The 25720-nt window shown below is 74.7% G+C and carries 8 protein-coding genes and 1 tRNA gene; 8 read left to right on the top strand and 1 reads right to left on the bottom strand.

The annotated features are described in order from the left end of the window. Nucleotides 1–6 precede the first annotated feature (6 nt). Nucleotides 7–1734 (bottom strand): thiamine pyrophosphate-binding protein, encoded by a 1728-nt coding sequence (locus ACH4EB_RS06855; protein ID WP_398346261.1) that lies wholly within the window; start codon nucleotides 1732–1734, stop codon nucleotides 7–9. 268 nt (nucleotides 1735–2002) lie between these two features. Here ACH4EB_RS06855 and ACH4EB_RS06860 point away from each other — a divergent pair. The 8 genes from ACH4EB_RS06860 (at nucleotide 2003) to ACH4EB_RS06895 (ending at nucleotide 25685) form a co-directional block, all read left to right on the top strand. Further along, a tRNA-Leu gene (locus ACH4EB_RS06860) sits at nucleotides 2003–2087 on the top strand. Nucleotides 2088–2528: 441 nt separating this feature from the next. Continuing rightward, nucleotides 2529–5438 carry an AAA family ATPase gene (locus ACH4EB_RS06865; RefSeq protein WP_398346262.1) on the top strand — a complete coding sequence of 970 codons (2910 nt, stop codon included), beginning with the start codon at nucleotides 2529–2531 and terminating at the stop codon, nucleotides 5436–5438. A gap of 364 nt (nucleotides 5439–5802) precedes the next feature. Beyond that, on the top strand, nucleotides 5803–6855 hold the full coding sequence (gene aroF / locus ACH4EB_RS06870) for a 3-deoxy-7-phosphoheptulonate synthase (protein ID WP_398346263.1): 1053 nt from the start codon (nucleotides 5803–5805) through the stop codon (nucleotides 6853–6855). A 252-nt stretch (nucleotides 6856–7107) separates the two neighbouring features. Beyond that, complete coding sequence (locus ACH4EB_RS06875) at nucleotides 7108–7605, top strand: winged helix-turn-helix domain-containing protein (protein ID WP_398346265.1); 498 nt, start codon at nucleotides 7108–7110, stop codon at nucleotides 7603–7605. A gap of 395 nt (nucleotides 7606–8000) precedes the next feature. Further along, nucleotides 8001–8999, top strand: coding sequence for a ParB N-terminal domain-containing protein (locus ACH4EB_RS06880; protein WP_398346266.1), 999 nt, complete (start codon nucleotides 8001–8003; stop codon nucleotides 8997–8999). Between the two features lie 439 nt (nucleotides 9000–9438). Then, nucleotides 9439–11505, top strand: coding sequence for an ABC transporter ATP-binding protein (locus ACH4EB_RS06885; RefSeq protein WP_398346267.1), 2067 nt, complete (start codon nucleotides 9439–9441; stop codon nucleotides 11503–11505). A gap of 117 nt (nucleotides 11506–11622) precedes the next feature. Further along, nucleotides 11623–21006 (top strand): amino acid adenylation domain-containing protein, encoded by a 9384-nt coding sequence (locus ACH4EB_RS06890; protein ID WP_398346268.1) that lies wholly within the window; start codon nucleotides 11623–11625, stop codon nucleotides 21004–21006. Beyond that, a complete protein-coding gene (locus ACH4EB_RS06895; RefSeq protein ID WP_398346269.1) occupies nucleotides 21003–25685 on the top strand; it encodes an amino acid adenylation domain-containing protein in 4683 nt (1560 codons plus the stop codon). Before ACH4EB_RS06890 ends, ACH4EB_RS06895 begins: the two co-directional genes overlap by 4 nt. Nucleotides 25686–25720 lie beyond the last annotated feature (35 nt).

The raw sequence follows: 25720 nt of genomic DNA on the forward strand, positions 1-25720 counted from the left end.
GGCTCCTCACTTGTACATGGTCTGGTTGACGGTCCCGGGGGCGTACACGTCCGGGTCGATCCAGACGTTGACCAGCGACGGCTTGCCGGACTGCCGGGCGCGTTCCAGCGCCGGCCGGATCTGCGCGGGGTCGCGGACCTCTTCGCCGTGGCCGCCGAGCATCCGCGCGAACGCGTCGTACGGCACGTCGCCCAGCGTGTTGCCGAGCCGCTCGCGCGCCGCGCCGTACTTGGCGCGCTGGCCGTAACGGATCTGGTTCATCGAGGAGTTGTTGCCGACGATCCCCACGAACGGCAGGCCGAAGCGGACCAGCGTCTCGAAGTCCCAGCCGGTCAGCGAGAACGCGCCGTCGCCGAAGAGCGCCACCACCTCCGTCCGCGGCCGCGCCTTCTTCGCCGCCATCACGAACGGCACACCGACGCCGAGGGTCCCCAGCGGCCCCGGGTCCATCCAGTGGCCGGGCGCCTTCGGCTGCACCACCTGGCCGGAGAAGGTGACGATGTCGCCGCCGTCCCCGATGAAGAGCGAATCCTCGGTCAGGAACTCGTTGATCTCGCTGACCAGACGGTACGGGTGAATGGGAGCGGCGTCCGAGCGCAGCAGCGGCAACCGCTTCGTCACCGCCGCTTCCTCGGCCGCCCGCAGCTCCTCCAGCCACTCCTTGCGCCGGCCCGCGCCGCCGCCCGCGTCCACGCGGCCGGAAGCGGCCTGCGCGGCGGCGGCCAGGACCAGCCCCGCGTCGCCCACGATGCCCAGGTCCACGTCCCGGTTCCGGCCGACCGTGCGGTAGTCCAGGTCGATCTGGACGACGGTCGCGGCCGGGGACAGGCGCTTGCCGTACCCCATGCGGAAGTCGAAAGGAGTCCCCACGATCACGATCAGGTCGGCGCGGGCGAAGGCGTGGCGGCGGGAGAGCTGGAAGTGGTGCGGGTCGCCGGGCGGCAGGGTGCCGCGGCCCGCGCCGTTCATGTACGCGGGGAGGTTCAGGGCCCGTACGAGATCGACCGCCGCGTCCGTGCCGCGCGTCGTCCACACCTGGCTGCCCAGCAGGACCGCCGGCCTCTCGGACCGTACGAGCAGGTCGGCCAGTTTCTCGACGGCCTCCGGGTCGCCCGCCGAACGGGTCGAGGCGCGGTAGTGCCCGGCCCGGGGTATCCGCGCCGTGCCGCGCGGCACCGTCGCGTCCAGCACGTCCCTGGGAATCTCCAGGAAGGACGGACCGGGAGCGCCGTGGAAGGACTCCCGGAACGCCATCGAGACCATGTCGGCGACGCGCGTCGTGTCCGGCACGGTGGCCGCGAACTTCGTGATCGGCGTCATCATCTCGACGTGCGGGAGGTCCTGAAGCGACCCCATCTTGTGCTGGCCGCGCGCGCCCTGCCCGCCGATCAGCAGCATCGGCGACTCGGCGCGCAGGGCGTTGGCCACGCCCGTCACGGCGTCCGTCGTGCCGGGGCCCGCGGTGACCACGGCACACCCCGGCCTGCCGGTGATCCGCGCGTGGGCGTCCGCCGCGTGCGCGGCGGCCTGCTCGTGCCGTACGTCCACCACGTCGATGCCCTCGTCGGCACAGCCGTCGTAGATGTCGATGATGTGGCCGCCGCAGAGGGTGTAGACGACGTCCACACCCTCCGCCTTGAGCGCTTCGGCGACCAGGTGACCGCCGGAGACGAGGTCCCCGGGCGGCGCGGTCCGGGCGCGGTCCGGGTCGAGGTTCCGGGCGTCGTCGGGCATGGGGCATCGCATCCCTTCGTGGGCCGCCGACCGTAGATCGCATACAGTCGACGAATACTGTATGGAGCCTGTATCCCGCACCCGGCCGTCGCTGTCCAGCCCGGACCCCCTTGTTCCAGCCACCGCCCCGAGCCCTTCGGCGGCGTCCCGCCCGCCCCCCCATAACTCGCGCTTATGCCCGCAGTGCATACGCAGGTGAAACCCACTCCGAAACCTTGGTATTGTTGTCCATGTCGCCGCGGGGAACACCCCGCGAAGACCACACCTGGTCCGGGTGGCGGAATGGCAGACGCGCTAGCTTGAGGTGCTAGTGCCCTTTATCGGGCGTGGGGGTTCAAGTCCCCCCTCGGACACACATCAAGACCCCATGGTCCCCAGTGGACCATGGGGTCTTGTCGTTGCCGGTGCCCTCGGTGCGGGTGAGCGCGTGTGAGGTGGGCGGGGCGGTGCGGGAAAGAGGGGGCGGGGGATTCTTGTGGTGCGGGGTTCTGGGAGTTCTTCGAGGATTTCGGTTACGGGTCGTGAGGGTTTCGGGAGAGGTCGTAGGAGGGGAATGGCGGGCTCCTGAAATACTTTCCGGGGTGGCCTGGCCGGGCGGCCCGGGCGAGGTAATGTTGAGGTAATGCGGAACATGTTTGGCGGGGCGGTCGGCGCCGGGGTGCGAACGCGGGCGGTGGCTGTTCCGGAGGCCGGGGAAAACCGGCGGGGCGTGGATTTCCTGTGACCGTTGGAGCCGAAGGGTCGGTTGCGGCTGGATATCCGTCCAACTGAACAACGCGAGTCCGGATACGGGGGTGAACCGGCTCATGAAGGTGGTGGAGCGGGACACGGAGCTCTCCGTCCTGGAGGGTCTGCTCGACGCCTGCGCGGCCGGGCGCGGGGGAGTGGTGGTGGTCAGCGGCGCGGTGGCCGGCGGCAAGACGGCCCTGTTGCGGGCCTTCCGGGAGCGGGCCGCGCCCACCGGAGCGCTGTGGTTGCAGGCCACCGCGACCGCTGCGGAGAAGGACGTGCCGCTGCGCGTGGCCGGGCAACTGCTGCGGACCGCCGAGCTGGCCGGCGCGGGCGCGGAACCGGTGGTGTGGCTGCCACCGCCGGCCGGCGGCGGTGGTGCGCCGGTCCGGGCTTCCGAAGGGGTAATTCCCTCGGAAGTGGTCGTGAATGTCTTTCCGCGGGTCTGCGGCATTCTCTTCGCCCAGGCCAGGAAGCGGCCGGTCGTGGTGTGTATCGACGATGTTCACCACGCCGACGCCTATTCGCTGGAATGCGTGCTGTATGTGGTGCGACGGCTGGACGTCAGCAGGATTCTGGTGGTTCTCGGCGAAAGCAGTGGTGCGGGGTGGGAGGACAGTCCGGCCCGGCAGGAATTGCTGCGGCGGCCGGCGAGCCGTTTCCTGCACGTCGGTCCGCTGCCGCGGGACGGGGTCGTCGCCATGCTGGCCGCCGGGCAGAAAGGGCGGCGGTCGGCGCCGCCCGTAGCGGAATTCCACCGGCTGAGCGGCGGCAGTCCGCTGCTGCTGCGGGCGCTGCTGGACGACTACGCTGACGCGGAGCGGGCCGGGAGCGCCGAGCTGGTGCCCGGTGAGGCGTACGAACGTGCCGTGGCGCAGTGCCTGAGCCGCAGTGACGACCTCACGCGCCGTACGGCGTGGCTGCTGGCGGTGCTCGGCGAACGGGCCGAGCGCGTCGGGCCCGCCGAGCTGCTCGGGGTGTCGCGCCAGGCCGGTGAACGCAGCCTGCGGGCCTTGCACGACATGGGACTGCTCGCCCAGGGCCGGTTCCGCCACGAGGCGGGCCGGACGGCGGTGCTGCGCCGGGCGGAACCGCCGCGCAGCGCCCGGCTGGCGGCCCGCGTCGCCCAGGTGCTGTACGAGCACGGTGCGCCGGCGACCGTACTGGCCCGTCATCTGGTCGCCGCGGAGACCGTCGACGCCCCGTGGGCACTGCCCGTCCTGCTGGAGGCGGCCGAGGCCGCGCTGGCCCGCGACGAGGTGGGCACCGCGCTGGACTGTCTGCGCGTGGCCGGGGACTGCCGTGCGGACGAGCGGCAGACGCTCGCGGTCAGGGTCGCGCTGGTGCGGGCGGGCTGGCGGGTCGACCCGTCCGCCGCCGTACGGCATCTGCCGGCGCTCACCGACGCGGCGCTCGCCGGGCAGCTCACGGCGCGCGACATGCGGGCACTGGTCGGACATCTGCTGTGGTTCGGCAGGGCGGACGACGCCTTGGCGGTCCTCCGGATCGTGGAGCGGGAGCGGGAGCAGGGGCAGGAAGAAGAGGGAGCGGCGGCCGGGGCCGATGGGGCGGGGGCGGCGCTGGAGCCGACGCGGTTCTGGCTCGCCTACGGGTATCCGGGGCTGGCGGGAAAGTACCGTGCCGAGGCCGCCGCGGGCCGGTACCGCGGCGCGGCGGCGGGCGCCCGGGCCCCCGGCCCGACGCCCGGGCAGGACACCCAGCAGCGCGCGTTCGCTCTGCTGGCCTCCGTACTGGACCGAAGGACGACCGGTGACGTGACCGGCCGCGCGGAGCGGATCCTCCAGGAGACCCGGCCGGAGGACCGTACCCCGGCCGCGGGCCTGGCGGCGCTGGTCGCGCTCATCGTCGCCGACGGGCTGCCGGAGGCCGCCCGCTGGTGCGACATCCTCCTGGCGGAGGCGCGGGAGCAGCGGACGCCGATGTGGCAGTCGCTGTTCGCCGCCGCCAAGGCGTTCATCGAGATCAGACTCGGTGAGCTGGCCGCGGCGGAGGAGTCGGCGCACACCGCGCTCACCGTCGTCCCGCCCGAAGGATGGGGGGTGGCCGTCGCCGCCCCGGTCGCTGCGCTGCTGTACACCAAGGCCGCCATGGGGCGGCTGGACGAGGCGGCGGCCCATCTGAAGGTCCCCGTGCCCGACGCGGCGTTCCGGACGCCCGGCGGGCTGCTGTATCTCTGGGCGCGCGGCCACTACCAGCTCGCCGCGGGACGGCCGTACGCGGCGCTGGAGGACTTCCACCGCTGCGGGGACCTGATGGCGCGGTGGCACCTCGACCTGTCCGGTCTGGTGCCGTGGCGGACCGATGCCGCGCAGGTCCACGTCTCACTGGGGGACGACCGCCGCGCGCGGGACCTGCTGGAGGAGGAGCTGACCCGTACCGGCCCCCGCCCGCTGTGGACGCGGGGCGTCGCCCTGCGGGTGCTGGCGGCGCTGGCCGGGCGCGCGGACCGGCCGCGGCTGCTCGGCGAGGCGATGGACATCTTGCAGCGCGGCGGGCACCGGCTGGAGCTGGCGTACGCGATGGCGGCACTGTCGTACAGCTATGGGGACATGGACGAGGACGGCCGGGCGCGGGTCGCGGCGCGCAAGGCGCAGCAGCTCCTGCGGGAGTGCGGCATCAAGGCGCCCGCCCTGAAGGCCTGGCCGGTCGGCGCGGCGAGCGCCGGTCCGCCCGGGCGGCCGGCGGCGGGCGGTACGGGGCGGCCCGCCGAGCTGAGCGGCGCCGAGCTGCGTGTCGCGACGCTCGCCGCCCGGGGGTACACCAACCGGCAGATCGCCGGTGCGCTGTTCATCACGATCAGCACCGTGGAGCAGCACCTGACCCGGGCGTACCGGAAGCTGGGCGTGCAGCGGCGTACCGGCCTGGCGAGGCGACTGGAGCCGGACGCCGTGGAGGACGCCGGTCTCGACGGGTGCGGCGACGGTGCTGCGCGGGGCTGCCTGCGTGCCGGGTAGGTGGCGGGGGCGCGGAGGGGGCGGGCGGTGCCGCGGTGGATGTTGCGCGGTTGGACAGTCCGGCGCGCGCGTGTGGAATCATTGACGGCGATACCACCGCCCGTGAACTCCATTGCAGTACACGGCAGTTGAGCTGCCAACGCGGCTCGACCGGAGTGCGCGGGCGGGTGGGCACCAGGGCCGGGCCCGGACCGCTTCCGGGCCCGCGGGGCCGCGCGGGACGGTGCCGCGGCGCGCGGCCGCACGACGGCGGTCTTCACGAACCCGGCGGTCGGTCCGGCACGCGGCGGTGCGGGCGGGCGCCGGTTCCCGTCCAACCACATCCGGCCGGCCGGTGCCGGTCACTCAACGGGAGGAACCCCTCATGGTGGTGGTGATGGCCCCCGGGGCCACGCAGGAGGATGTCGACGCCGTCGTCGGCCTGGTGCGCTCGGCGGGCGGTGATGCCTTCGTCAGCCGGGGGGTGACCCGGACGATCGTCGGACTCGTCGGGGACGTGGACGAGTTCGAGGCGCTCAACCTGCGCAGCCGCAGGGGCGTCCTCGACGTCGTCCGCATCTCCGTGCCGTACAAGCTGGTCAGCCGGGAGCACCACCCCGCCCGGTCGGTCGTGCGGGTCGGCGGCGTGCCGATCGGGCCCGACACCCTGTCCGTCATCGCGGGCCCGTGCGCGGTCGAGTCCGCCGAGCAGACGCTCACCGCTGCGCGGATGGCCCGGGCCGCCGGGGCGTCGCTGCTGCGCGGCGGCGCGTTCAAGCCGCGTACGTCGCCGTACGCCTACCAGGGGCTGGGGGAGAGCGGGCTGCGCATCCTCGCCGACGTGCGGGCCGAGACCGGGCTGCCGGTGGTCACCGAGGTCATCGACCCCGGCAGCGTCGAACTGGTCGCCTCCTACGCGGACATGCTCCAGATCGGCACCCGCAACATGCAGAACTTCGCGCTGTTGCAGGCCGTGGGGTCCGCGGGCAAACCCGTGCTGCTCAAGCGCGGGTTCGGCGCGACCATCGACGAGTGGCTGATGGCCGCCGAGTACATCGCACAGCGCGGCAATCTGGACATCGTGCTGTGCGAGCGCGGCATCCGCACGTTCGAGACCGCGACCCGCAACACGCTGGACATCAGCGCGGTGCCGGTGGCCCAGCGGCTCTCGCACCTGCCGGTGATCGTGGATCCGTCGCACTCCGGCGGCCGCCGGGAGCTGGTCCTGCCGCTGATGCGGGCGGCGCTGGCGGTCGGCGCGGACGGCGTCATGATCGACGTGCATCCGGCGCCGGAGACGGCGCGGTGCGACGGCGACCAGGCGCTGCTGGAGGCCGACATGCGGGAAATCGCCAGTACGGCCACGATCCTGTCGCCGCTGATGGGCCGGTCGCTCACGCAGCCGGTGCCGCGGACCCCGGCGGCGGCCGCCTCCTGAGACCCCGGCCCCCGCCGGCGGGGTGCGCACCGTCGGTAGGGGTACCCCGACGGGCGGCCGGACGAAAGCGCACACGACCCACCGTCCGGCCGTCTGGTACAGGCCAATTTCCGCGCGGGCGGCCGGACGCATGAGGCGCCCGGGGGCCGGTGTTCCCCGGTGTGCGGCGTCGCCCGCGATAGGGGTACCGGTACTGAACCCGTGATGTCGCCGGAGGCTGACGTACCGCGCGTCCTGCGGTATGTCGGAGAGATGCGATACGCACAGGGCGGCGGGCTGACCGCCGAGCGGCGGGAGTTCCGCGAACGGCTGCGGCTGAAGGCGGTCGAGCGGTTCGCGCGCGGCGAGAGCAACACGGTGATCGCCAGGGAACTGCGGGTGAGTGTGCGGTCGGTGCAGCGGTGGCGGAGATCCTGGCAGCAGGCGGGGGAGCGGGCCCTGGGCTCGAAGGGGCCGGCCTCCCGGCCGCGGCTGAGTCCGGCCCAATTCCGTCGGCTGGAGGCGGAGCTGGCCCGGGGACCGGCGGCCTACGGCTGGTCAGGGCACCGCTGGACGCTGGAGCGCATTCAGACCGTGATCGTGCGGCGCTTCCATGTCACGTACACGGTGCAGGGCGTGCGCAAGCTGATGCGCCGTCACGGGTGGACGTACGTGGCGTCGGCGGCCGGCGGGGAGGGGCGGGGCGCCGGCGGCTGGACGCGGACGGAGGACGGGCGCGGCGGGCGCCGCCGAGCGAATGATCGGAAATAGCGGACGCCGCCGCCCCGGTGACGGAAGCCGACTGCGGAATCCGTCCGCGAAAGATCCGGTTCCGGTGGCCCGTGGAATGCGACATCGCGGGTTCAGGGGCGGCGAGTAGGGGTGCCCCGTAGATAAAGGCGCTGTTAGAGTATGTATCTGAATGGGGGAAGATGGTTTGTTTGCCTAGGTGTTCCGCTTCGTGTACGGCGATTTCTGCGGTTCGGGAACCTTCCTCCCCCGCCGGGAGTTGTAGCGGGTCGAGAAGCGGGGGTGGGTTCTACGCCTGAACGGCCCGGCGATGTCCATAACAGCCGGACAGCGCCGAAGCACGGGCCTGCCGTACGTCGTTAGGGTGCGTCAGCGCGAGCTTGCGCACGGGGGAATCACAACGCGAGGAGCCTGGAGTGGAACCTGGGCAGGCGCACCTGGATATGCAGACGGTCGTCGAGGTGGAGATCAATTCACTTTCGGTGGCCGGTTCTCCGCGCATATCCGGGGAAGACACGGAACATGTGGAGATGCTGACGGTGGCACAGGCGCCGCTGCCGCCCATCATCGCGCACCGCGCGACGATGCGGGTCATCGACGGTGTCCACCGATTACGAGCCGCGGAACGGCGCGGCGACGACAAGATCGCGGTGCGGTTCTTCGACGGTGACGAGGCCGACGCCTTCGTCCTCGCCGTCGAGTCGAACATCACGCACGGCCTTCCGCTGTCCATGGCGGACCGCAAGAACGCGGCCGAACGCATCATCCGTTCGCATCCTTTGTGGTCGGACCGGATGATCGCCTCGGTCACCGGCATCGCACCGGGCACCGTCGCGGAGATCCGCCGGCGGGTGTCGGGCGCGGCGGCCGCGGGGCGCGGCAGGATCGGCCAGGACGGCCGCTTCCGGCCGCTCAACGGTGCCGAGGGCCGCCGGCTCGCCGGCAACCTCATCGCCGAGAACCCCGGCCTGTCGCTGCGGCAGATCGCGCGGGCGTCCGGGATCTCACCCGAGACGGCGCGCGACGTGCGCAACCGGCTGCGCCGGGGCGAGGAACCGCTCCTGAAGGGGCGGAGCCGGCAGACGCCGCGGGCCCAGCGGGAACAGGTGCCCGCCGGGTCCGCCGGCGCGGGTGACGGCGGGGAGAGCGCGGCACCCACCCGGATGCCCGTGCAGGACCGGACGGTGGTCGTACGCCGCCTGAAGGTCGACCCGGCCCTGCGGTTCAGCGAGACCGGGCGCACGCTGCTGCGGCTGCTGAGTATTCACACGATCAGCGCGGAGGAGTGGGACGACATCATGGCAAACATTCCTCCGCACTGCAGTGGCATCATCGCCCAACTGGCCCGGGAATGTGCGGACATCTGGGCGGACTTCGCCCAGCGGGCCGAGCGGAATGTCGCCGAGGCCGTCTGAACAGGCGGCCGCGCCGTGTCCAAGTGAGGAAGCCGACCGGTTGGACGGGCTCCGGGCCGTCCCACCGCACCCGGTGGAAGCGCGCGATACGGTCGGTACCGGCGGGCGGCTGTGAATACACCGCCCGCCGGGCCGCCCGGTATCCGGCGCCGTGAATTCTCCGGTGCACCGTGGACCGGAGATTCACCTACACCTTTTCCGTGGCCGGGCGAGAAATCCCTGAGGCCGCCCCGGGCCCATCGGCCTGGCTGGCGGGAGTTGATATGGGTATCGTCGCAACGACGCACCACAACAGGGCGACATTCCGGTCACCGTATTCGGTGGACCGGTCTTCGTGAACGCTTGCCGAACCCAACGGAACGGGCGCCCTCGGGGTGCCGCCTTTTCCATGCGGTCGACCGCATGGCCAGGAATCCCGACCCAGGAGGTTTCCGCTGATATGTTTGCCGGACAAGGCTCGGGCATCATGCTGGCGACGTACGACGACCCGGGCAATTCCACGGCTTCGCAGCGGCTCCGGCCGGGAACGCTCCGCCGGATTCTCGCGTATGCGAAACCGCATTCCCGCGAGACGGTCCTGCTGGTGCTGCTGACCGTGGTGGACTCGCTCATCGTCGTGTCCACTCCGCTGCTCCTCAAGGAGATCATCGACGTCGGCATCCTGAAGCGGGACACCACGGTGCTGACGGTCATCTCGCTCGTCGTCGCGGGTCTCGCCGTCCTCGACGCGGCGCTCCAGCTCGCGCAGAGCTACTACTCGGGCCGGATCAGCCAGGGCGTCAGCTACGACCTGCGGGTCCAGGCGTTCACCCACGTACAGCGCCAGCCGCTGGCCTTCTTCACCCGGACCCAGACCGGGTCCCTGGTCAGCCGGCTGAACACGGACGTGGTGGGCGCGCAGCACGCGCTGGGCACCCTTCTGGGCTCGCTGTCCAGCGTGTTCACCCTGGTCCTGGTCCTGGGCAGCATGTTCTATCTGTCGTGGCTGGTCAGCCTGGTCGCGCTGGTGATCCTGCCGGTGTTCATGATCCCCGGCGCGCTGGTCGGGCGGCGGCTGACCCGCTACTCCCGGGAACAGATGCAGATGAACGCCGAGATGGGCGCGACCATCGGCGAGCGCTTCAACGTGGCGGGCGCCATGCTCTCCAAGCTCTTCGGCCGCCCGCACGAGGAGGCGAAACTGTTCGCCGAGCGCGCGGGCAAGGTGCGCGAGGTCGGTATCACCTGGATGGTCCTGAGCCGGCTGACGGTCATCATCATGACGCTGCTCGCCGCCGTCGTCACCGCCCTCGTCTACGGCCTCGGCGGTGCCATGGTGGTCGACGGGACCTTCCAGGTCGGCACGCTGGTGGCGCTGGCCGCTCTGCTGGCCCGCCTGTACGGGCCGATCACCCAGCTCTCCAGCATCCAGGGCGAGGCGCACACCGCGATGGTGAGCTTCGACCGGATCTTCGAACTGCTCGACCTGAAGCCGCTGATCACCGAGCGGCCGGACGCTACCGAACTGCCCGCCCCGGACGGTGCAGCCGCCCCGGAGATCACCTTCGACGGGGTGTCCTTCCGCTACCCGAAGGCGAGCGAGGTCTCCCTGGCGTCCCTGGAGTCCCACGCGCTGCCGGCCGGCGAGCGGTCCCAGGAGCCGCCCGAGGTGCTGCGCGACATCAGCTTCACGGCGCCGTCCGGCAAGCTCACCGCCCTGGTGGGCCCGTCCGGCGTGGGCAAGACGACCGCCACGCACCTGGTGTCGCGGCTGTACGACCCGTCGGCGGGCAGCGTCCGTATCGCCGGGCGGGACCTGCGCGACGTCACCCTGGACTCACTGCGCCGGACCGTCGGCGTGGTGTCCCAGGACGCCCACCTCTTCCACGACACCATCCGCAACAACCTGACGTACGCCCGCCCCGGCGCCACCGAGGAGGAGCTGATCGAGGCGTGCCGGGCCGCGCAGATCTGGGACACGATCAGTTCCCTGCCCAGCGGGCTCGACACCGTGGCGGGCGACCGCGGCTACCGGCTCTCGGGCGGCGAGAAGCAACGTCTGGCGCTGGCCCGGCTGCTGCTGAAGGCGCCCTCGATCGTCGTCCTCGACGAGGCGACCGCGCACCTGGACTCGGAGTCCGAGGCGGCCGTCCAGCGGGCCCTGCGGACGGCACTGCGCGGCCGTACCTCCGTCGTCATCGCACACCGGCTGTCCACCATCCGCGAGGCCGACCAGATCCTGGTCTTCGACGAGGGTGGCATCCGCGAGCGGGGCACGCACGAGGAACTTCTCGCGGCCGGCGGCCTCTACGCGGAGCTGTACCACACGCAGTTCGCCCGGCAGGCCGCCAACGGCAGCGGGCCCGGGCCGGCCGCACCCGAGGAGGAGCGCCGGCCGCAGGAGGCCGCGGCGCCGCAGATGATGCCGGGCGGCATGGTCTTCTTCGACGGTTCCGGGCCCGACGACGGGGGCGCCCCGGGCGGCGGGGTGTGGCACGGCACCGGTCAGGGCCCCGGCGGCCGCTGACCACGGCCGCCCGGCGCGGCCGCGTACACGGGGAACGACGCGCCACCGCGGCAGCGGACCGCCGCGGTGGCGCGGCAGGCAGAAGTGAGCATCGGGTTGTCCGTCAAAGGGGGAGACATGGAAGGCCAGGCACAGTTCACTGCGCCCCTGACCGATTGCCAGCAGGGGACGTGGCTGGCCCAGCGCGCGGAGAACCCGCCCCGGCAGTACGACATCAGGCAGTACGCCGATGTCCCGGGCCCGCTCGACACGGACGTCTTCCGGCGGGCGCTGCGGCAGGCCGTCGCCGAGACGGAGGCGCTGCGGCTGCGGTTCACGCGGGACGGCGGCGTCCCGGCGCAGGTGATCGGCGATGCCGAGGCGGAGTTCGCGCTGCGGCAGGTCGACCTCACCGCCGAGGACGCGCCGTGGGAAGCGGCGCGGGCGCTGATGCGCGCGGACGGCCGGCACCCGGCCGACCCCACCGAAGGGGACCTGTGCGCGCACATCCTCTTCAGGCTGGCCCCCGACCGGTACGTCTGGTACCAGCGCCACCACCAGCTCCTGGTCGACCACTTCGGGAGCACCCTGCTGGCCCGCCGCGTCGCCGCTCTCTACAGCGCGACCCTGCGCGGCGAGCCGTACCGCCTCCCCGGGCACGCACGGCTGCGCGAGCTGTGGGAGCAGGAAGCCGCCTACCGGGAGTCGCCGCACCACGAGGCCGACCGCCGGTACTGGCACGGGCACTTCGCGGACCGCCCGGAACCCGCCACCGTGCCGGGGCACCGGTCGGCCGTCCGCGACGCCCATCCCCGTGCGTCCGGACACCTGTCGCCCGCGGGCCGGGAAGCGCTGCGCACGGCCGCGGACCGTACGGGCGCCGGCCGCGGCGCGCTGGTCGTCGCCGCGGTCGCCACCTTCGTGTGCCGCACGACGGGGGCGGACGAGGCGCTGCTGAGCTTCCCGGTCGACGGACGTACGGGCCCCGCGGCCCGGCGGACGCCCTGCGCGACGGCCAACGTACTGCCGCTGCGGCTGCCCGCTTCGCCCGGTGACAGCCTGTCCGGGCTGGCCCGCGCGGCGCAGCGGGAGATCGACGGGCTGCTGGAGCACCGGCGCTACCGTGGCGAGCGCCTGCACGCCGAACTGGGACGGCCCGGTGGCCGCCGCGACTTCGGGCCGTCGGTCGCCGTCCCGGCGAGCGGCATGGATCTGCGGTTCGGCGAGGTCCGGGGCGTCCTCCACGATCTGCCGGGCGGGCCCGTCGAGGCGTTCTCCGTGGTGGTGCGGGAGCTGCCGGACGACGCCGGGACGAGCGTCGTCCTGGAGGCCGACCCGGCGCTGTACGACCAGGAGTGGGCCGGGGCGGGCCACCGGGCCTTCGTCCGGCTCCTGGAACAGGCGGCGGCCGAACCGGAGGCGCCCGTCGGGCGGTTCGGTGTGCTGGGCGCACCGGAGCACGGGCTCGTCGTGGAGGGGTGGAACGCCACCGGCGCCGAGAAACCGGGCACCTCGGTGCCGGAGCTGATCGCCCGCCAGGCCGGCCGGCGGCCCGGTTCGGTCGCGGTGTCCGACGAGGAACGGTCGCTGACGTACGCGGAGCTGGACGCGGAGGCCGGCCGGCTGGCCGCGTACCTGGCCGGCCGGGGTGTGACACGCGGCAGCCGGGTCGCGGTGCTGATGGAGCGGTCGGCCGGGCTGCTGGTGGCGCTGCTCGGTGTCTGGAAGGCGGGCGCGGCGTACGTACCGGTGGACGCGGCGTACCCGGCGGAGCGGGTCGCGGTCATGCTGGCCGACTCCGCGCCGGCGGCCGTGCTGTGCGCCAAGAGCACCCGGGCCGCGGTGCCGCCGGGCGTGCCCGGCGGGCCGGTGGTGCTGGACGACCCGCGGGTACGGGCGGCCGTGGCCGGGTGCCCGGCGCGGGGCCCGGCGGTACGGGTGGGCCCCGAAGACCTGGCGTACGTGATGTACACCTCCGGCTCGACCGGGGTGCCGAAGGGCGTGTCGATGCCGCACGGGAGTGTCGCCGGGCTCGTCGGGCAGCGGGACTGGTCCGTCGGCGCGGACGACGCGGTGCTGATGCACGCGCCGCACGCCTTCGACGCCTCACTGTTCGAGGTGTGGGTGCCGCTGGTCTCCGGGGCGCGGGTGGTGGTGGACGGGCAGGGCGTGGTGGACGGGCCGCGGATCCGTGCGGCCGTGGCGGCGGGGGTCACGGCGGTACATCTGACGGCGGGGTCGTTCCGAGTGGTGGCGGAGGAGTCGCCGGAGTGCTTCGCGGGCCTGCGCGAGGTGCTGACCGGCGGTGACGTGGTGCCGCCGGCGGCCGTGGCGCGGGTGCGCGAGGCGTGCCCCGAGGTGGCCGTACGGCACCTGTACGGGCCGACCGAGGCCGCCCTGTGCGCGACCTGGCACCGGCTGCGGCCCGGCGACCCGGTGCCGTCCGTGCTGCCGGTCGGCCGCCCGCTGGACAACCGCCAGGTGTACGTGCTGGACGCGTTCCTCCAGCCCGTACCGCCCGGCGTGACCGGGGAACTGTGCATCGCCGGCACCGGCCTGGCGCGCGGCTACCTCTCCCGCCCCGGGCTGACGGCGGAGCGGTTCACCGCCAGCCCCTTCGTCCCCGGCGAGCGGATGTACCGCACCGGAGACATGGTGCGCTGGACCGACGACGGCGAACTGGTCTTCGTCGGGCGGGCGGACGCGCAGGTCAAGGTGCGGGGCTTCCGGATCGAGCCCGGGGAGGTCGAAGCGGCGCTGGCGGCCCACCCGGCGGTCGGCGAGGCGGTCGTGGTGGCCCGCGAGGACCGGCCGGGCGAACGCCGCCTGGTGGCGTACGTCGTCGCGCAGCCGCCGGAGCGGGTCCCCGGCGGGCCGCTCTCCGACGGCGGGCCGCTCCCGGAGGGCGGGCCGCGGGGCGGGCCGCCGCCGCGGGACGAGCAGCCGTTCCGTGCCGAGCCGGGCGGTGAGCGGGCCGCGGCGGGCCCGGGCAGCGCTCCGGAGGCCCTGCTCACCGGCGAGTCCGGCGGCAGCGCCGCGACGGGCCGGGACACCGGCGCGCTGCTCGCCGCGCTGCGGGAGTTCGTGGGCGGCCGACTGCCGGAGTACATGGTGCCGTCGGCGTTCGTACCGCTGGACGGCCTCCCGCTGACCGTGAACGGCAAGGTGGACCACCAGGCGCTGCCCGCCCCCGATTTCACCGGGAGCGGGTCGGCGCGGGAGCCGCGCGGACCCGCCGAGGAAGCCCTGTGCGCGCTGTTCGCGCAGGTGCTCGGCCGGGACCGGGTGGGGCCCGAGGACAGCTTCTTCGAGCTGGGCGGCGACTCGATCACGGCGGTGCAGCTCGCCGCGCGGGCGCGCCGCGCCGGACTGGTACTGACCACCCACCAGGTCTTCGCCGAGCGGACCCCGGAGCGGCTGGCGCGGGTGGCTCCCGCCCCGCCGGAGGAGCCGCCGGGCACGGACACGGAGACCGGCGAGGTGCCCTGGACGCCGTCCGCCGGGGCGCGGGTCGGGTCCTTCGCGCGCTGGGTGGTGCTGGCGGCCCCGGACGGCCTGCGGCCGGACACCCTGCCGGCCGCTGTCGCCGCCCTCCTGGACACCCACGCCGTGCTGCGCGCACGGACGGCGGCCGGGGACACCGGACCGCGCATGGTGGTGCCCGGCCGCGGCACGGTGGACGCGGCGGCACTGGTCACCCACGAGACCGTGGAGACGGCGGACCTCGGCCACGCCACGGAACGGGCGGCCCGGGAAGCGGTGGCGCGGCTCGACCCGCCGGCCGGGGTGAACCTCCAGGCGGTGTGGCTGGACGCGGGCGCCGCGCGGCCCGGCCGCCTGGTGCTCGCGGTCCACCACGCGGTGGCGGACGCGGCGTCCTGGCGCATTCTGGTCCCGGACTTCGCGGCCGCGTGCGGGGCCGCGGCCGCCGGCCGCACCCCGGAACCCGCCCCGGTGGGCACCTCGTTCCGGCGGTGGGCGGGCCTGCTGGCCGTACAGGCGGCCCAGGAGCACCGGATCGCGGAACTGGACGCCTGGCGCGCCGTACTGGACGGCGACGACGGGTCCGGCACCCTCCCGGACGGCTTCGGTCCCGCGAGCCGGGAGGCGGACGCGGAACCCGCCGGAACGGCACGCCGCATGGTCTGGACCGTGCCGCCGCAGCAAGCGGCGGCGCTGGTCGGCCGGGCGCCCGCCGCGTTCCACTGCACCGTTGACGACGTCCTGCTGACGGCGCTGGCCGGCGCCGTCGTCCACGGGCGCGAGGACGGCCGGACCGGCGTCCTGCTGGACATCGAGACGGACGGCCGCCGCGGGGGACCGGACGGGCTCGACCTGTCCCGTACGGTGGGCCGGTTCACCGGTGTGCGCCCCGTGCGGCTGGACCTGTCCGGCACCGCTCTGCGCGAGGTTCTCGCGGGCGGCCCGGCGGCCGGGGCGCTGCTCAAGTCGGTGAAGGAACAGGTGCGCACGGTCCCCGGCGACGGCCTCGGGCACGGTCTGCTGCGGCACCTCAACCCGGAGGCGGGACCGGCCCTGGCCGCTCTCCCGGCGCCCCGGATCGCGTTCAGCTCCTCGGGACGCCCGGAAGAAGACGGCCCACACCTCGCGTTCGGGGCAGCCGCGACCGGTCACGGCGAGCCGTCCCCGTACGCCCTGGAGGCCGCGGCGGTGATCGGCGGAACCGCCGACGGGCCCACGCTGACCCTCACGCTCACCTGGCGGCACCAGGACGAGCACGGGCGGACCGACGCGGCGGCGCAGCGGCTCGGCCGCCGCTGGGTGGAGCTGCTGGGCGGCCTGGCCGCCCACGTCACCCGGCCGGGAGCGGGCGGCCACACCCCCTCCGACTTCCCGCTGCTCGCCCTCACCCAGGACGGCGTGGCGGAACTGGAGGCGGCCGTGCCGCGGCCGGCGGACATCTGGCCGCTGTCGTCCCTCCAGGAAGGGCTGCTGTTCCAGTCCGCCTTCGAGGAGGAGGGCCCGGACGTCTACGAGACGCAGTGGATGCTGGAGCTGACCGGCCCGCTGGACGCCGCCCGGCTGCGCGCCGCGTGGGAGGCGCTGCTGGACCGGCACGCCGCGCTGCGGGCGAGCTTCCACCGGCGCGCGTCCGGTGCGGCCGTCCAGGTCGTGGCCCGTGACGTGCGCCTGCCCTGGCGGGAGATCGACCTGTCCGGCCTGCCGGAGGCCGACGCGCTCTTCGGCATCGGGGAACTGGCCACCCGGGAGCAGGAGCGCCGCTTCGACCCGGCGACGGCGCCACTGCTGCGGCTGCTGCTGATCCGCCTCGGCGCGGACCGGCACCGCCTCATCGTCATCAGCCACCACATCCTCATGGACGGCTGGTCCATGCCGGTCCTGCTGTCCGAACTGGCCGAGGTCTACGCGGCGGGCGGCGACGCCTCGGCCCTGGCCCCGGCCGCGTCCTACGCCGACTACCTCGCCTGGCGCGCCCGCCAGGACAAGGACGCCGCCCGGGCCGCCTGGGCCGCCGAGTTCACCGGCACCGACGAGCCGACACTCGTCGCCCCGGGCGCGGCCGACCGGGGCCCGGTCGACGCCGGTCACGTCATCACCGACCTCCCCGAGGAGACCACCCGCGGCCTCGCCGCACTGGCGCGCCGTCACGGCCTGACGGTGAACACGGTCGTGCAAGGCGCCTGGGCGCTGGTGCTGGCCCGCCTGGCAGGCCGTACGGACGTGGTGTTCGGCGCCACCGTCGCGGGCCGGCCGCCGGAACTGCCCGGCATGGAGTCCATGGTCGGGCTGCTCATCAACACCGTGCCGGTACGGGTACGCCTCGACGCCGCGCAGCCGGCGCTCACCCTGCTGCGCACGCTCCAGGAGCGCCAGTCCGCGCTGGTGGCCCACCAGCACCTGGGCCTGCCGGAGATCCAGCGCCTGGCCGGTCCCGGCGCCGTCTTCGACACGCTCGTCGTGCACGAGAACTACCCCCGCGCGGTGGCCGCGCCCGACTCCCCGGACGCCCTCACCTTCGCCGTTCTGGGCACCCGCGAGGCCACGCACTACCCGCTGACCCTGGGGATCATCCCGGGCGACCGGCTCCGCGTGCACGTGGCCCACCGCCGCGGCCAGGTCGCGGACGGCATCGCCGGGAAACTGGTCGAACGGCTGGTGCGGGTCTTCGGGCAGCTCATGGCGGACTGCTCGGTGCCGGTGGGCCGGGTCGGCGTCCTGGACGCGGACGAACACGCGCTGGTCGTGGCGGACTGGAACCGTACGGACGCGCCGGTGACCGCGGCGACGACGCCCGAGCTGTTCCGAGCCCAGGCCGGGCGGACGCCGGGCGCCGTCGCGGTGCAGGACGGCCGGGAGACGCTCACCTACGCCGAGCTGGAGCACCGGGCCGGGCAGCTCGCCCGGCATCTGACCGGCCACGGCGTGGGACCGGAGTGCCGGGTGGCGGTCGTCGTCGAGCGGTCGGTGGCGATGGCCGTCACCGTGCTGGCCGTGGCGATGGCGGGCGGGGTGTACGTACCGGTGGACCCCGAATACCCGGCCGAGCGCGTCGCGTTCGTGCTGCGGGACGCCGAGCCGGCGGTCGTGGTGTGCACGACGCGCACCCGGGCCGCGGTCCCGGCCGGGGCGCACGGCAGCACGGTCGTCCTGGACGACCCCGCGGTGGCCGGGGCGGTGGCGCGCCTGGCGGGCGGTTCGCTGTCCGACGCCGAGCGGCGCGCGCCGCTGCGCGCGGACCACCCGGCGTACGTGATCTACACCTCCGGTTCGACCGGCGTGCCCAAGGGCGTCCTGGTGCCGCACCGCGGGCTGGGCAACCTCGTCGCGGACCGCGTCCGGCGCTACCGCATCGGCGCGGACAGCCGCGTCGTCCAGCGCGTCTCGCCCAGCTTCGACGTGTCCATGGGGGACATCTGGCCGGTGCTGTGCGCGGGCGGGCGGCTCGTCCTGGCCCCGGCCGGACAGCAGTCCTTCGGCGAGGACCTGGCCGGCCTGCTGCGCGAGGAGAAGGCCACCCACGTCGTGCTGCCCGCCGCGTTCCTGCCCCAGCTCCCGTCCGACGGCCTGTCCCGCCTGCGGGTCCTGGTCACCGGCGGCGAGCCGATGACCGACGAGGTACGCCGCCGCTGGTCCGCCGGACGGGAGCTGTTCAACGAGTACGGCGTCACCGAGGCGACGGTCACCTCCACCGTCACCGCGCCGCTGGACGGCGACAGCGTCCCCGCGATCGGCCGCCCGATCACCAACTCCCGTACGTACGTCCTGGACGCCTTCCTCCAGCCGGTGCCGCCGGGGGTCCGCGGCGAGCTGTACGTGGCCGGGGTGAACCTGGCACGCGGTTACCTGGGGCGCGCGGGGCTGAGCGCGGCGCGGTTCGTGGCGAACCCGTTCGCGCCGGGCGAGCGGATGTACCGGACCGGGGACCTGGTCCGCTGGACCGACGACGGCCACCTGGTCTTCGCCGGGCGGGCGGACGCCCAGGTCAAGGTGCGCGGCTTCCGCGTCGAACTCGGCGAGGTGGAGACCGCGCTGGCCGCACACCCCGCGGTGACGGACGCGGTCGCGGTGGTCCGCGAGGACCGCCCCGGCGAACGCCGCCTGGTCGGCTACGCCGTGCCCGCCGGACCGGAGCTGGACGGACGGTCCGTCCGTGCGCACGTCGCCGGGACGCTGCCGGACTACATGGTCCCCGCGGCAGTGGTGGCCCTGGACGCGCTGCCGAGGACACCGAACGGGAAGCTGGACCGCGCGGCGCTGCCCGCGCCCGACTTCGCCGGGCAGGTCTCCGGACGGGAGCCGCGTACCCCCGCCGAGACGGTGCTCTGCGGCCTCTTCGCCGAACTCCTGGGCCTGGACCGGGCCGGCGCCGAGGACAGCTTCTTCGAACTGGGCGGCGACTCGATCACCTCGCTCCAGCTCGTGTCGCGGGCCCGCAGGGCCGGGCTGCTGCTCACCTCCCGCCAGGTCTTCGACGCCCGGACCCCGGAACGGCTGGCCGAGGTGGCGGAACCGGTGCCGTCCGGGCCCCGCGCGGACACCGCCGGCGCGGGCACCGGCGAGGTGCCGTGGACGCCCGTGATGCGGTTGCTGGGGGAGCGGATCACCGGCGGCCGGTTCGCGCAGTGGATGACCGTGGGCGCCCCGGCCGGGCTGGGCCGGGACGTCCTGGCCGCCGGGCTGGCCGCCGTCCTGGACACCCACGCCATGCTGCGGGCCCGGGTGGTGCCGCGGCCCGGCGGACCGGTGCTGGCCGTCGGCGGCCGGGGCTCGGTGGACGCCGGCGCGCTGGTCGCCCGGGTGGACGTGGCCCGGGCCCCGGACGCCGGCCTCGACGGCCTCGCGGAGCGGGCCGCCCAGGAAGCGGCCGGGCGGCTCGACCCGGCCGCGGGCGTCCTGATCCGGGCGGTCTGGCTGGACGCGGGACCGCGCCGCACCGGCCGGCTGGCCCTGGCCGTGCACCACCTCGCGGTCGACGGGGTGTCCTGGCGCATCCTGCTCCCGGACCTGCGGGCCGCCTGCGAAGCGGTGGCGGACGGACGCACACCGGAACCCGACCCCGTCGGCACCAGCTTCCGGCAGTGGGCCCTGCTGCTGGCCGACGAGGCGACGCGGCCGCCGCGGGTGGCGGAACTGCCGCACTGGACCGCCGTGCTCGACGGCCCCGCTCCCGTGCTCGGCACCCGCGCCCTCGACCCGGGTACGGACACCCAGGCGACCGTGCGCCACCGCACGTGGCGCGTCCCCCGGGAGCAGGCGGCGGTCCTGGCAGGCCGTACCCCAGCGGTCTTCCACTGCGGCGTGCACGAAGTGCTGCTCGCCGCGCTGGCCGGAGCGGTCGCGTGCGCGCGGCCGGACGTGGCGGCGGGGATCCTGGTGGACATCGAGGGGCACGGCCGGGAGCCGGTCGCCGGGGCGGATCTGTCCCGTACGGTGGGCTGGTTCACTAGCGTGCACCCCGTGCGGTTCGACCTGTCCGGCGTGGACCCGCACCAGGTCATGGCGGGCGGGCCGGCGGCCGGGGCGCTGCTCAAGGCGGTCAAGGAACGGACCCGCGAGGTGCCCGGCGACGGCCTCGGCCACGGACTGCTGCGCCACCTCAACCCGGAGACGGGCCCCGTGCTGGCCGCCCTCCCGGCCCCGCAGATCGGCTTCAACTACCTCGGCCGGTTCCCCGCGGGCGCCACACCGGGCACCGCCGGGCCGTGGGAAGCGGCGGGCAGCACCGCGCTGGGCGGCTCCGACGACCCGGACATGCCCGCCCCGCACGCCCTGGAGGCCGGCGCGGTCATCCGCGACACTCCCGAAGGGCCCGAACTGACACTCACGGTCGGCGGACCGGCCGGCGTCCTGGACGACGCGGCCGTCACCCGCCTGGGCCGCCTCTGGCAGGACCTGCTCGGCGGCCTGGCCGCCCACACGGCCGCGCCCGGGGCGGGCGGGCACACGCCCTCCGACTTCCCGCTCCTGGACCTCGGCCAGGACGAGGTGGAGGAGTTCGAAGCGATCGCGGCACGGCTCGAAGGGGGACTGTCGCTGTGAAGACCTCAACACCCGCCACGGGACCGGCAGCCGGCAAGGGCTCGGCGCTCGCCGAGGTGTGGCCGCTGTCCCCGTTGCAGGAGGGGATGCTCTTCCACGCCGGGTTCGGCGACCAGGGGCCGGACATCTACGTCATCCAGCGCACCCTGACGATCGACGGCCCGCTGGACCCGGCCCGCTGGCGCGCGTCCTGGCAGGCGCTGATCGGCCGGCACGCGGCGCTCCGCGCCAGCTTCCACCGCCGCAAGTCGGGCGAGGCGGTCCAGCTCGTCACCCGGGAGGCCGCACTGCCCTGGCGTGAGGTGGACCTGTCCGGCCTGCCCGAGGCGGACGCGCTCGCCGAGGTCGGCCGGCTGGCCGCGGGCGAGTGCGCGCAACGCTTCGACCTCGGGGTGGCGCCGCTGCTGCGCGTACTGCTCGGCCGCCTCGGCGCCGACCGGCACTGCATGGTGCTGACGGCCCATCACATCCTGCTGGACGGCTGGTCGATGCCGATCCTCTTCGACGAGGCGACCACCGTCTACGCGGCGGGCGGCGACCCCGCGGTGCTGCCGCGCACCGCCTCCTACCGCGACTACCTGGCGTGGCTGGGCCGGCAGGACAAGGGCGCCGCCCGGGCCGCGTGGCGCGCCGAACTGGCCGGCGACGGCGAGCCGACCCTCGTCGTCCCCGCGGACCCGGCGCGCACCCCCGTACTGCCCGAGCAGGCCAAGGCCGACCTGCCCGCCTCCCTCACCCGGGCGCTGACCGAACTGGCCCGGCGGCACGGCCTGACCGTCAACACCGTGGTGCAGGGCGCCTGGGCGATGCTCCTGGCCCGGCTGTCCGGCCGCGACGACGTGGTCTACGGCACGACCGTGGCCGGCCGGCCGCCGGAACTCCCCGGCGTCGAGTCGACGGTCGGCCTCTTCATCAACACGGTTCCGGTGCGGGTACGCCTCGACGCGGGGCAGCCCGTGGTGGAGCTGCTCAAGGACGTCCAGGCCCGCCAGTCCGCGCTGCTGCCGCACCAGCACCTGGGCCTGGCCGACATCCAGAAGCACGCCGGGCCCGGAGCGGGCTTCGACACCCTGGTGGTGTACGAGAACTACCCCCGCCCGGCCGCGGAGTCGGCCGCGCCCGGCACGCTCTCCTTCACCACGCTGGACCTGCGCCAGGCCACCCACTACCCGCTGACCCTCGGCATCCTCCCCGGCGACCGCCTGGAGATCGAGGTCTCCTACCGGCCCGACCTGGTCCCCGCGGAGCCGGCCCGCGCGCTGCCCGGGCGGCTGGTGCGGGTGCTGGAGCAGGTGGTGGCAAACCCGTCCGTTCCGGTGGGGCGCGTCGGCGTCCTGGATGCGGCGGAGCGGCACCGGGCCGTGGCGGAGGGGGTCCCGGCGACGGCCGGGCCGTCCGCCGCCTCGGTGCCGGAGCTGTTTGCGGCACGAGCGGCGTCCGCGCCGGATGCCGTGGCCGTGACGGACGGGCGGCGAACTGTCCGATATGGCGAGTTGGACACCGCGTCGGACCGTCTTGCCGTGTATCTGAGGGGCTCGGGTGTGGGGCGTGGTGACCGGGTCGCGGTGGTGATGGAGCGGTCGGCCGATCTGGTGGTGGCGCTGTTGGCGGTGTGGAGGGCGGGGGCGGCGTACGTGCCGGTGGACGCCGGGTATCCGGCGGAGCGGATCGCGTTCATGCTGGCGGACTCGCGTCCCGCGGTGGTGCTGTGCACGGAGGCCACACGGACGGCGGTCCCGGCGGACATGGCCGGGCAGACCGTCGTGCTCGACGACCCGAAGGCGCGGGCGGCGGTGGCGGAGGCTCCGCCCGCAGCCCCTCAAGCAGCTTTGAAAGCGCAGGATTTGGCGTACGTGATGTACACCTCCGGCTCGACCGGTGTGCCCAAGGGCGTGGGGGTGCCGCACGGCAGCGTGGCGGCGCTGGTGGCGGACCCCGGCTGGGCGCTCGGCCCGGACGACGCGGTGCTGATGCACGCCCCACACGCTTTCGACGCCTCCCTGTACGAGATCTGGGTGCCCTTGGTCTCCGGCGCCCGGGTGGCCGTGGCCCCGGCCGGTGCGGTGGACGCGCAGCGGGTGCGGGAAGCAGGGGCGGCGGGCGTCACGGCGGTGCACCTGACCGCCGGGTCCTTCCGGGTGGCCGCGCAGGAGGACCCGGAGTGCTTCGCGGGCCTGCGCGAGGTGCTGACCGGCGGCGACGTGGTGCCTCCCGCGGCGGTGGCGCGGGTCCGTGAGGCGTGCCCCGAGGTGGCCGTACGGCACCTGTACGGGCCCACCGAGACCACGCTGAGCGCCACCTGGCACCGGCTCCGGCCGGGCGGGCCCGCCGCGGACGTCCTGCCGATCGGCCGCCCGCTGGCCAACCGGCAGGCGTACGTGCTCGACCCGTTCCTCCAGCCCGTACCGCCCGGCGTGGACGGCGAGCTGTACCTGGCGGGCACGGGCCTGGCCCGCGGCTACCTCGACCGCCCCGGCGCGACCGCCGAACGGTTCGTCGCCTGCCCGTTCCCGCCCGGCGTGGGGGTCCCCCCGGCCGAAGGCTGGGGGAGGATGTACCGTACGGGCGACCGCGCGCACTGGACGTACGACGGTGAACTGGTCTTCGCCGGACGCGCCGACGCGCAGGTCAAGGTGCGCGGCTACCGGGTGGAACCGGGCGAGGTCGAGGCCGCGCTCGCCACGGCGCCCGGGGTGGCCCAGGCCACCGTCGTCGCCCGCGAGGACCGGCCCGGCGAACGCCGGCTGGTCGGCTACGTCGTGGCGGCCGAGGAGGGCACGGACGGCCGCGCGCCGGACGGCCAGGCCCTGCGCGAGCACCTCGCCCGCAGGCTGCCCGACCACATGGTGCCCGCCGCCGTCCTCGTCCTGGACGCCCTGCCGGTCACCGTCAACGGCAAGGTGGACCGCGCGGCCCTGCCCGCCCCCGGCTTCGCCGGGAAGGCGGCCGGACGCGCACCGCGTACGGCGGCCGAGGACATCCTGTGCGGGCTCTTCGCCGAACTGCTGGGCCTGGAACGGGTCGGCGCGGAGGACGGCTTCTTCCAGCTCGGCGGCGACTCGATCATGTCGATGCAGCTCGCCACCCGGGCCCGCCGCGAAGGGGTGCTCTTCAGCGCCCAGGACGTGTTCGAGCAGGAGACACCGGGCGCGCTGGCCGCCACCGCCCGGCTCGCCGACGAGGTACGCGCGGCCCCGGACGCGGGCGTGGGCGAGGTGGCCTGGACGCCGGGCATGGCGGCGCTCGGGGAGTACGCGCTGAGCGGCGGCTTCGCGCAGTGGATGGTCGTCACCACCCCGGCGGGCCTGCGGCCGGACGTGCTCACCGGCGGGCTGGCCGCCGTACTGGACACCCACGACATGCTGCGGGCCCGCGTGGCCCGTACGGAGGACGGACCGCACCTGGTGGTGCCGGCCCGCGGCACGGTCGACGCCGCCGCGCTGCTCACCCGTGTCGACGCGACGGACACACCGGCCGGCGACCTCGACGACACCGCCGAGCGCGCGGCCCGGGAGGCGACCGGGCGGCTGGACACCGCGGCGGGCGTGCTGGTGCAGGCCGTCTGGCTCGACGCCGGGCCCACGGAACCCGGCCGGCTGGCGCTGGTGGTGCACCACCTGGTGGTGGACGGCGTGTCCTGGCGCATCCTGCTCCCGGACCTGCGGGCCGCCTGCGAAGCGGTGGCGGACGGGCGCCCCCCGGAACTCGACCCCGTCACCACCTCCTTCCGGCAGTGGGCGGGCGCCCTCGCGGCCCAGGCCACCGAAGAGCGCCGGCTCGCCGAACTGCCGGGCTGGGCCGCCCTCTTCGACAACGTCGCGCCTCCCCTGGGCGGACGGGCGCTCGACCCGGCCGCGGACACACTGGCCGCGATGGTCCGGCGCACCTGGACCCTGCCGGGAACGGCGGCGGCCACCCTCGTCGGCACGGCACCCGGAGTGTTCCACTGCGGTGTCCACGAGGTGCTGCTCGCGACGCTGGCGGGCGCGGTCGCCCACGGGCGTCCGGACGCCGCGCTCGTCGTGGACATCGAAGGGCACGGGCGCGAACCGGTCGACGGGGCGGACCTGGCCCGGACGGTGGGCTGGTTCACCAGCGTCCACCCGGTACGCCTGGACGTGTCCGGCATCGACCTGGACGACGCGCCGCGCGGCGGACCGGCCGCCGGTGAGCTGCTCAAACGCGTCAAGGAACAGGCGCGGGCGGTGCCCGGCGACGGCCTCGGCCACGCCCTGCTGCGCCACCTGAACCCGCACACCCGGCCGGAGTTGGACACCCTGCCGGACGCCCACATCGGGTTCAATTACCTGGGCAGGTTCGCGGGTGCGGGCCGGGCCGGAGCGCCGGGGGACGCCTGGCAGCCGGCCGGCACCTCGGTGGTCGGCAGTTCGGCCGACCCCCGCACACCCGCCCCGCACGCCCTGGAGGCAGGGGCGTACGTCCAGGACACCCCGGACGGACCGGAACTGACCCTCACGCTCGGCTGGCCGGCCGGTCTGTGGCCGGACGCGGCCGCCGAGCGGCTGGGCCGGCGCTGGCTGGACCTGCTGGACGGCCTGGCGGCGCACACCGCCGACCCGTCCGCGGGCGGGCACACCGCCTCCGATTTTCCCCTGCTGGACCTCGGCCAGGACGAGGTCGAGGAGTTCGAAGCCGGCTTCGCGGACGGCGCACCGTAGCCCGCGCGCCGCCGGCCGCACCTCGTAGCCCGATG

The organism is Streptomyces sp. NPDC018045 (genome assembly GCF_044327445.1).
Classification (GTDB): domain Bacteria; phylum Actinomycetota; class Actinomycetes; order Streptomycetales; family Streptomycetaceae; genus Streptomyces.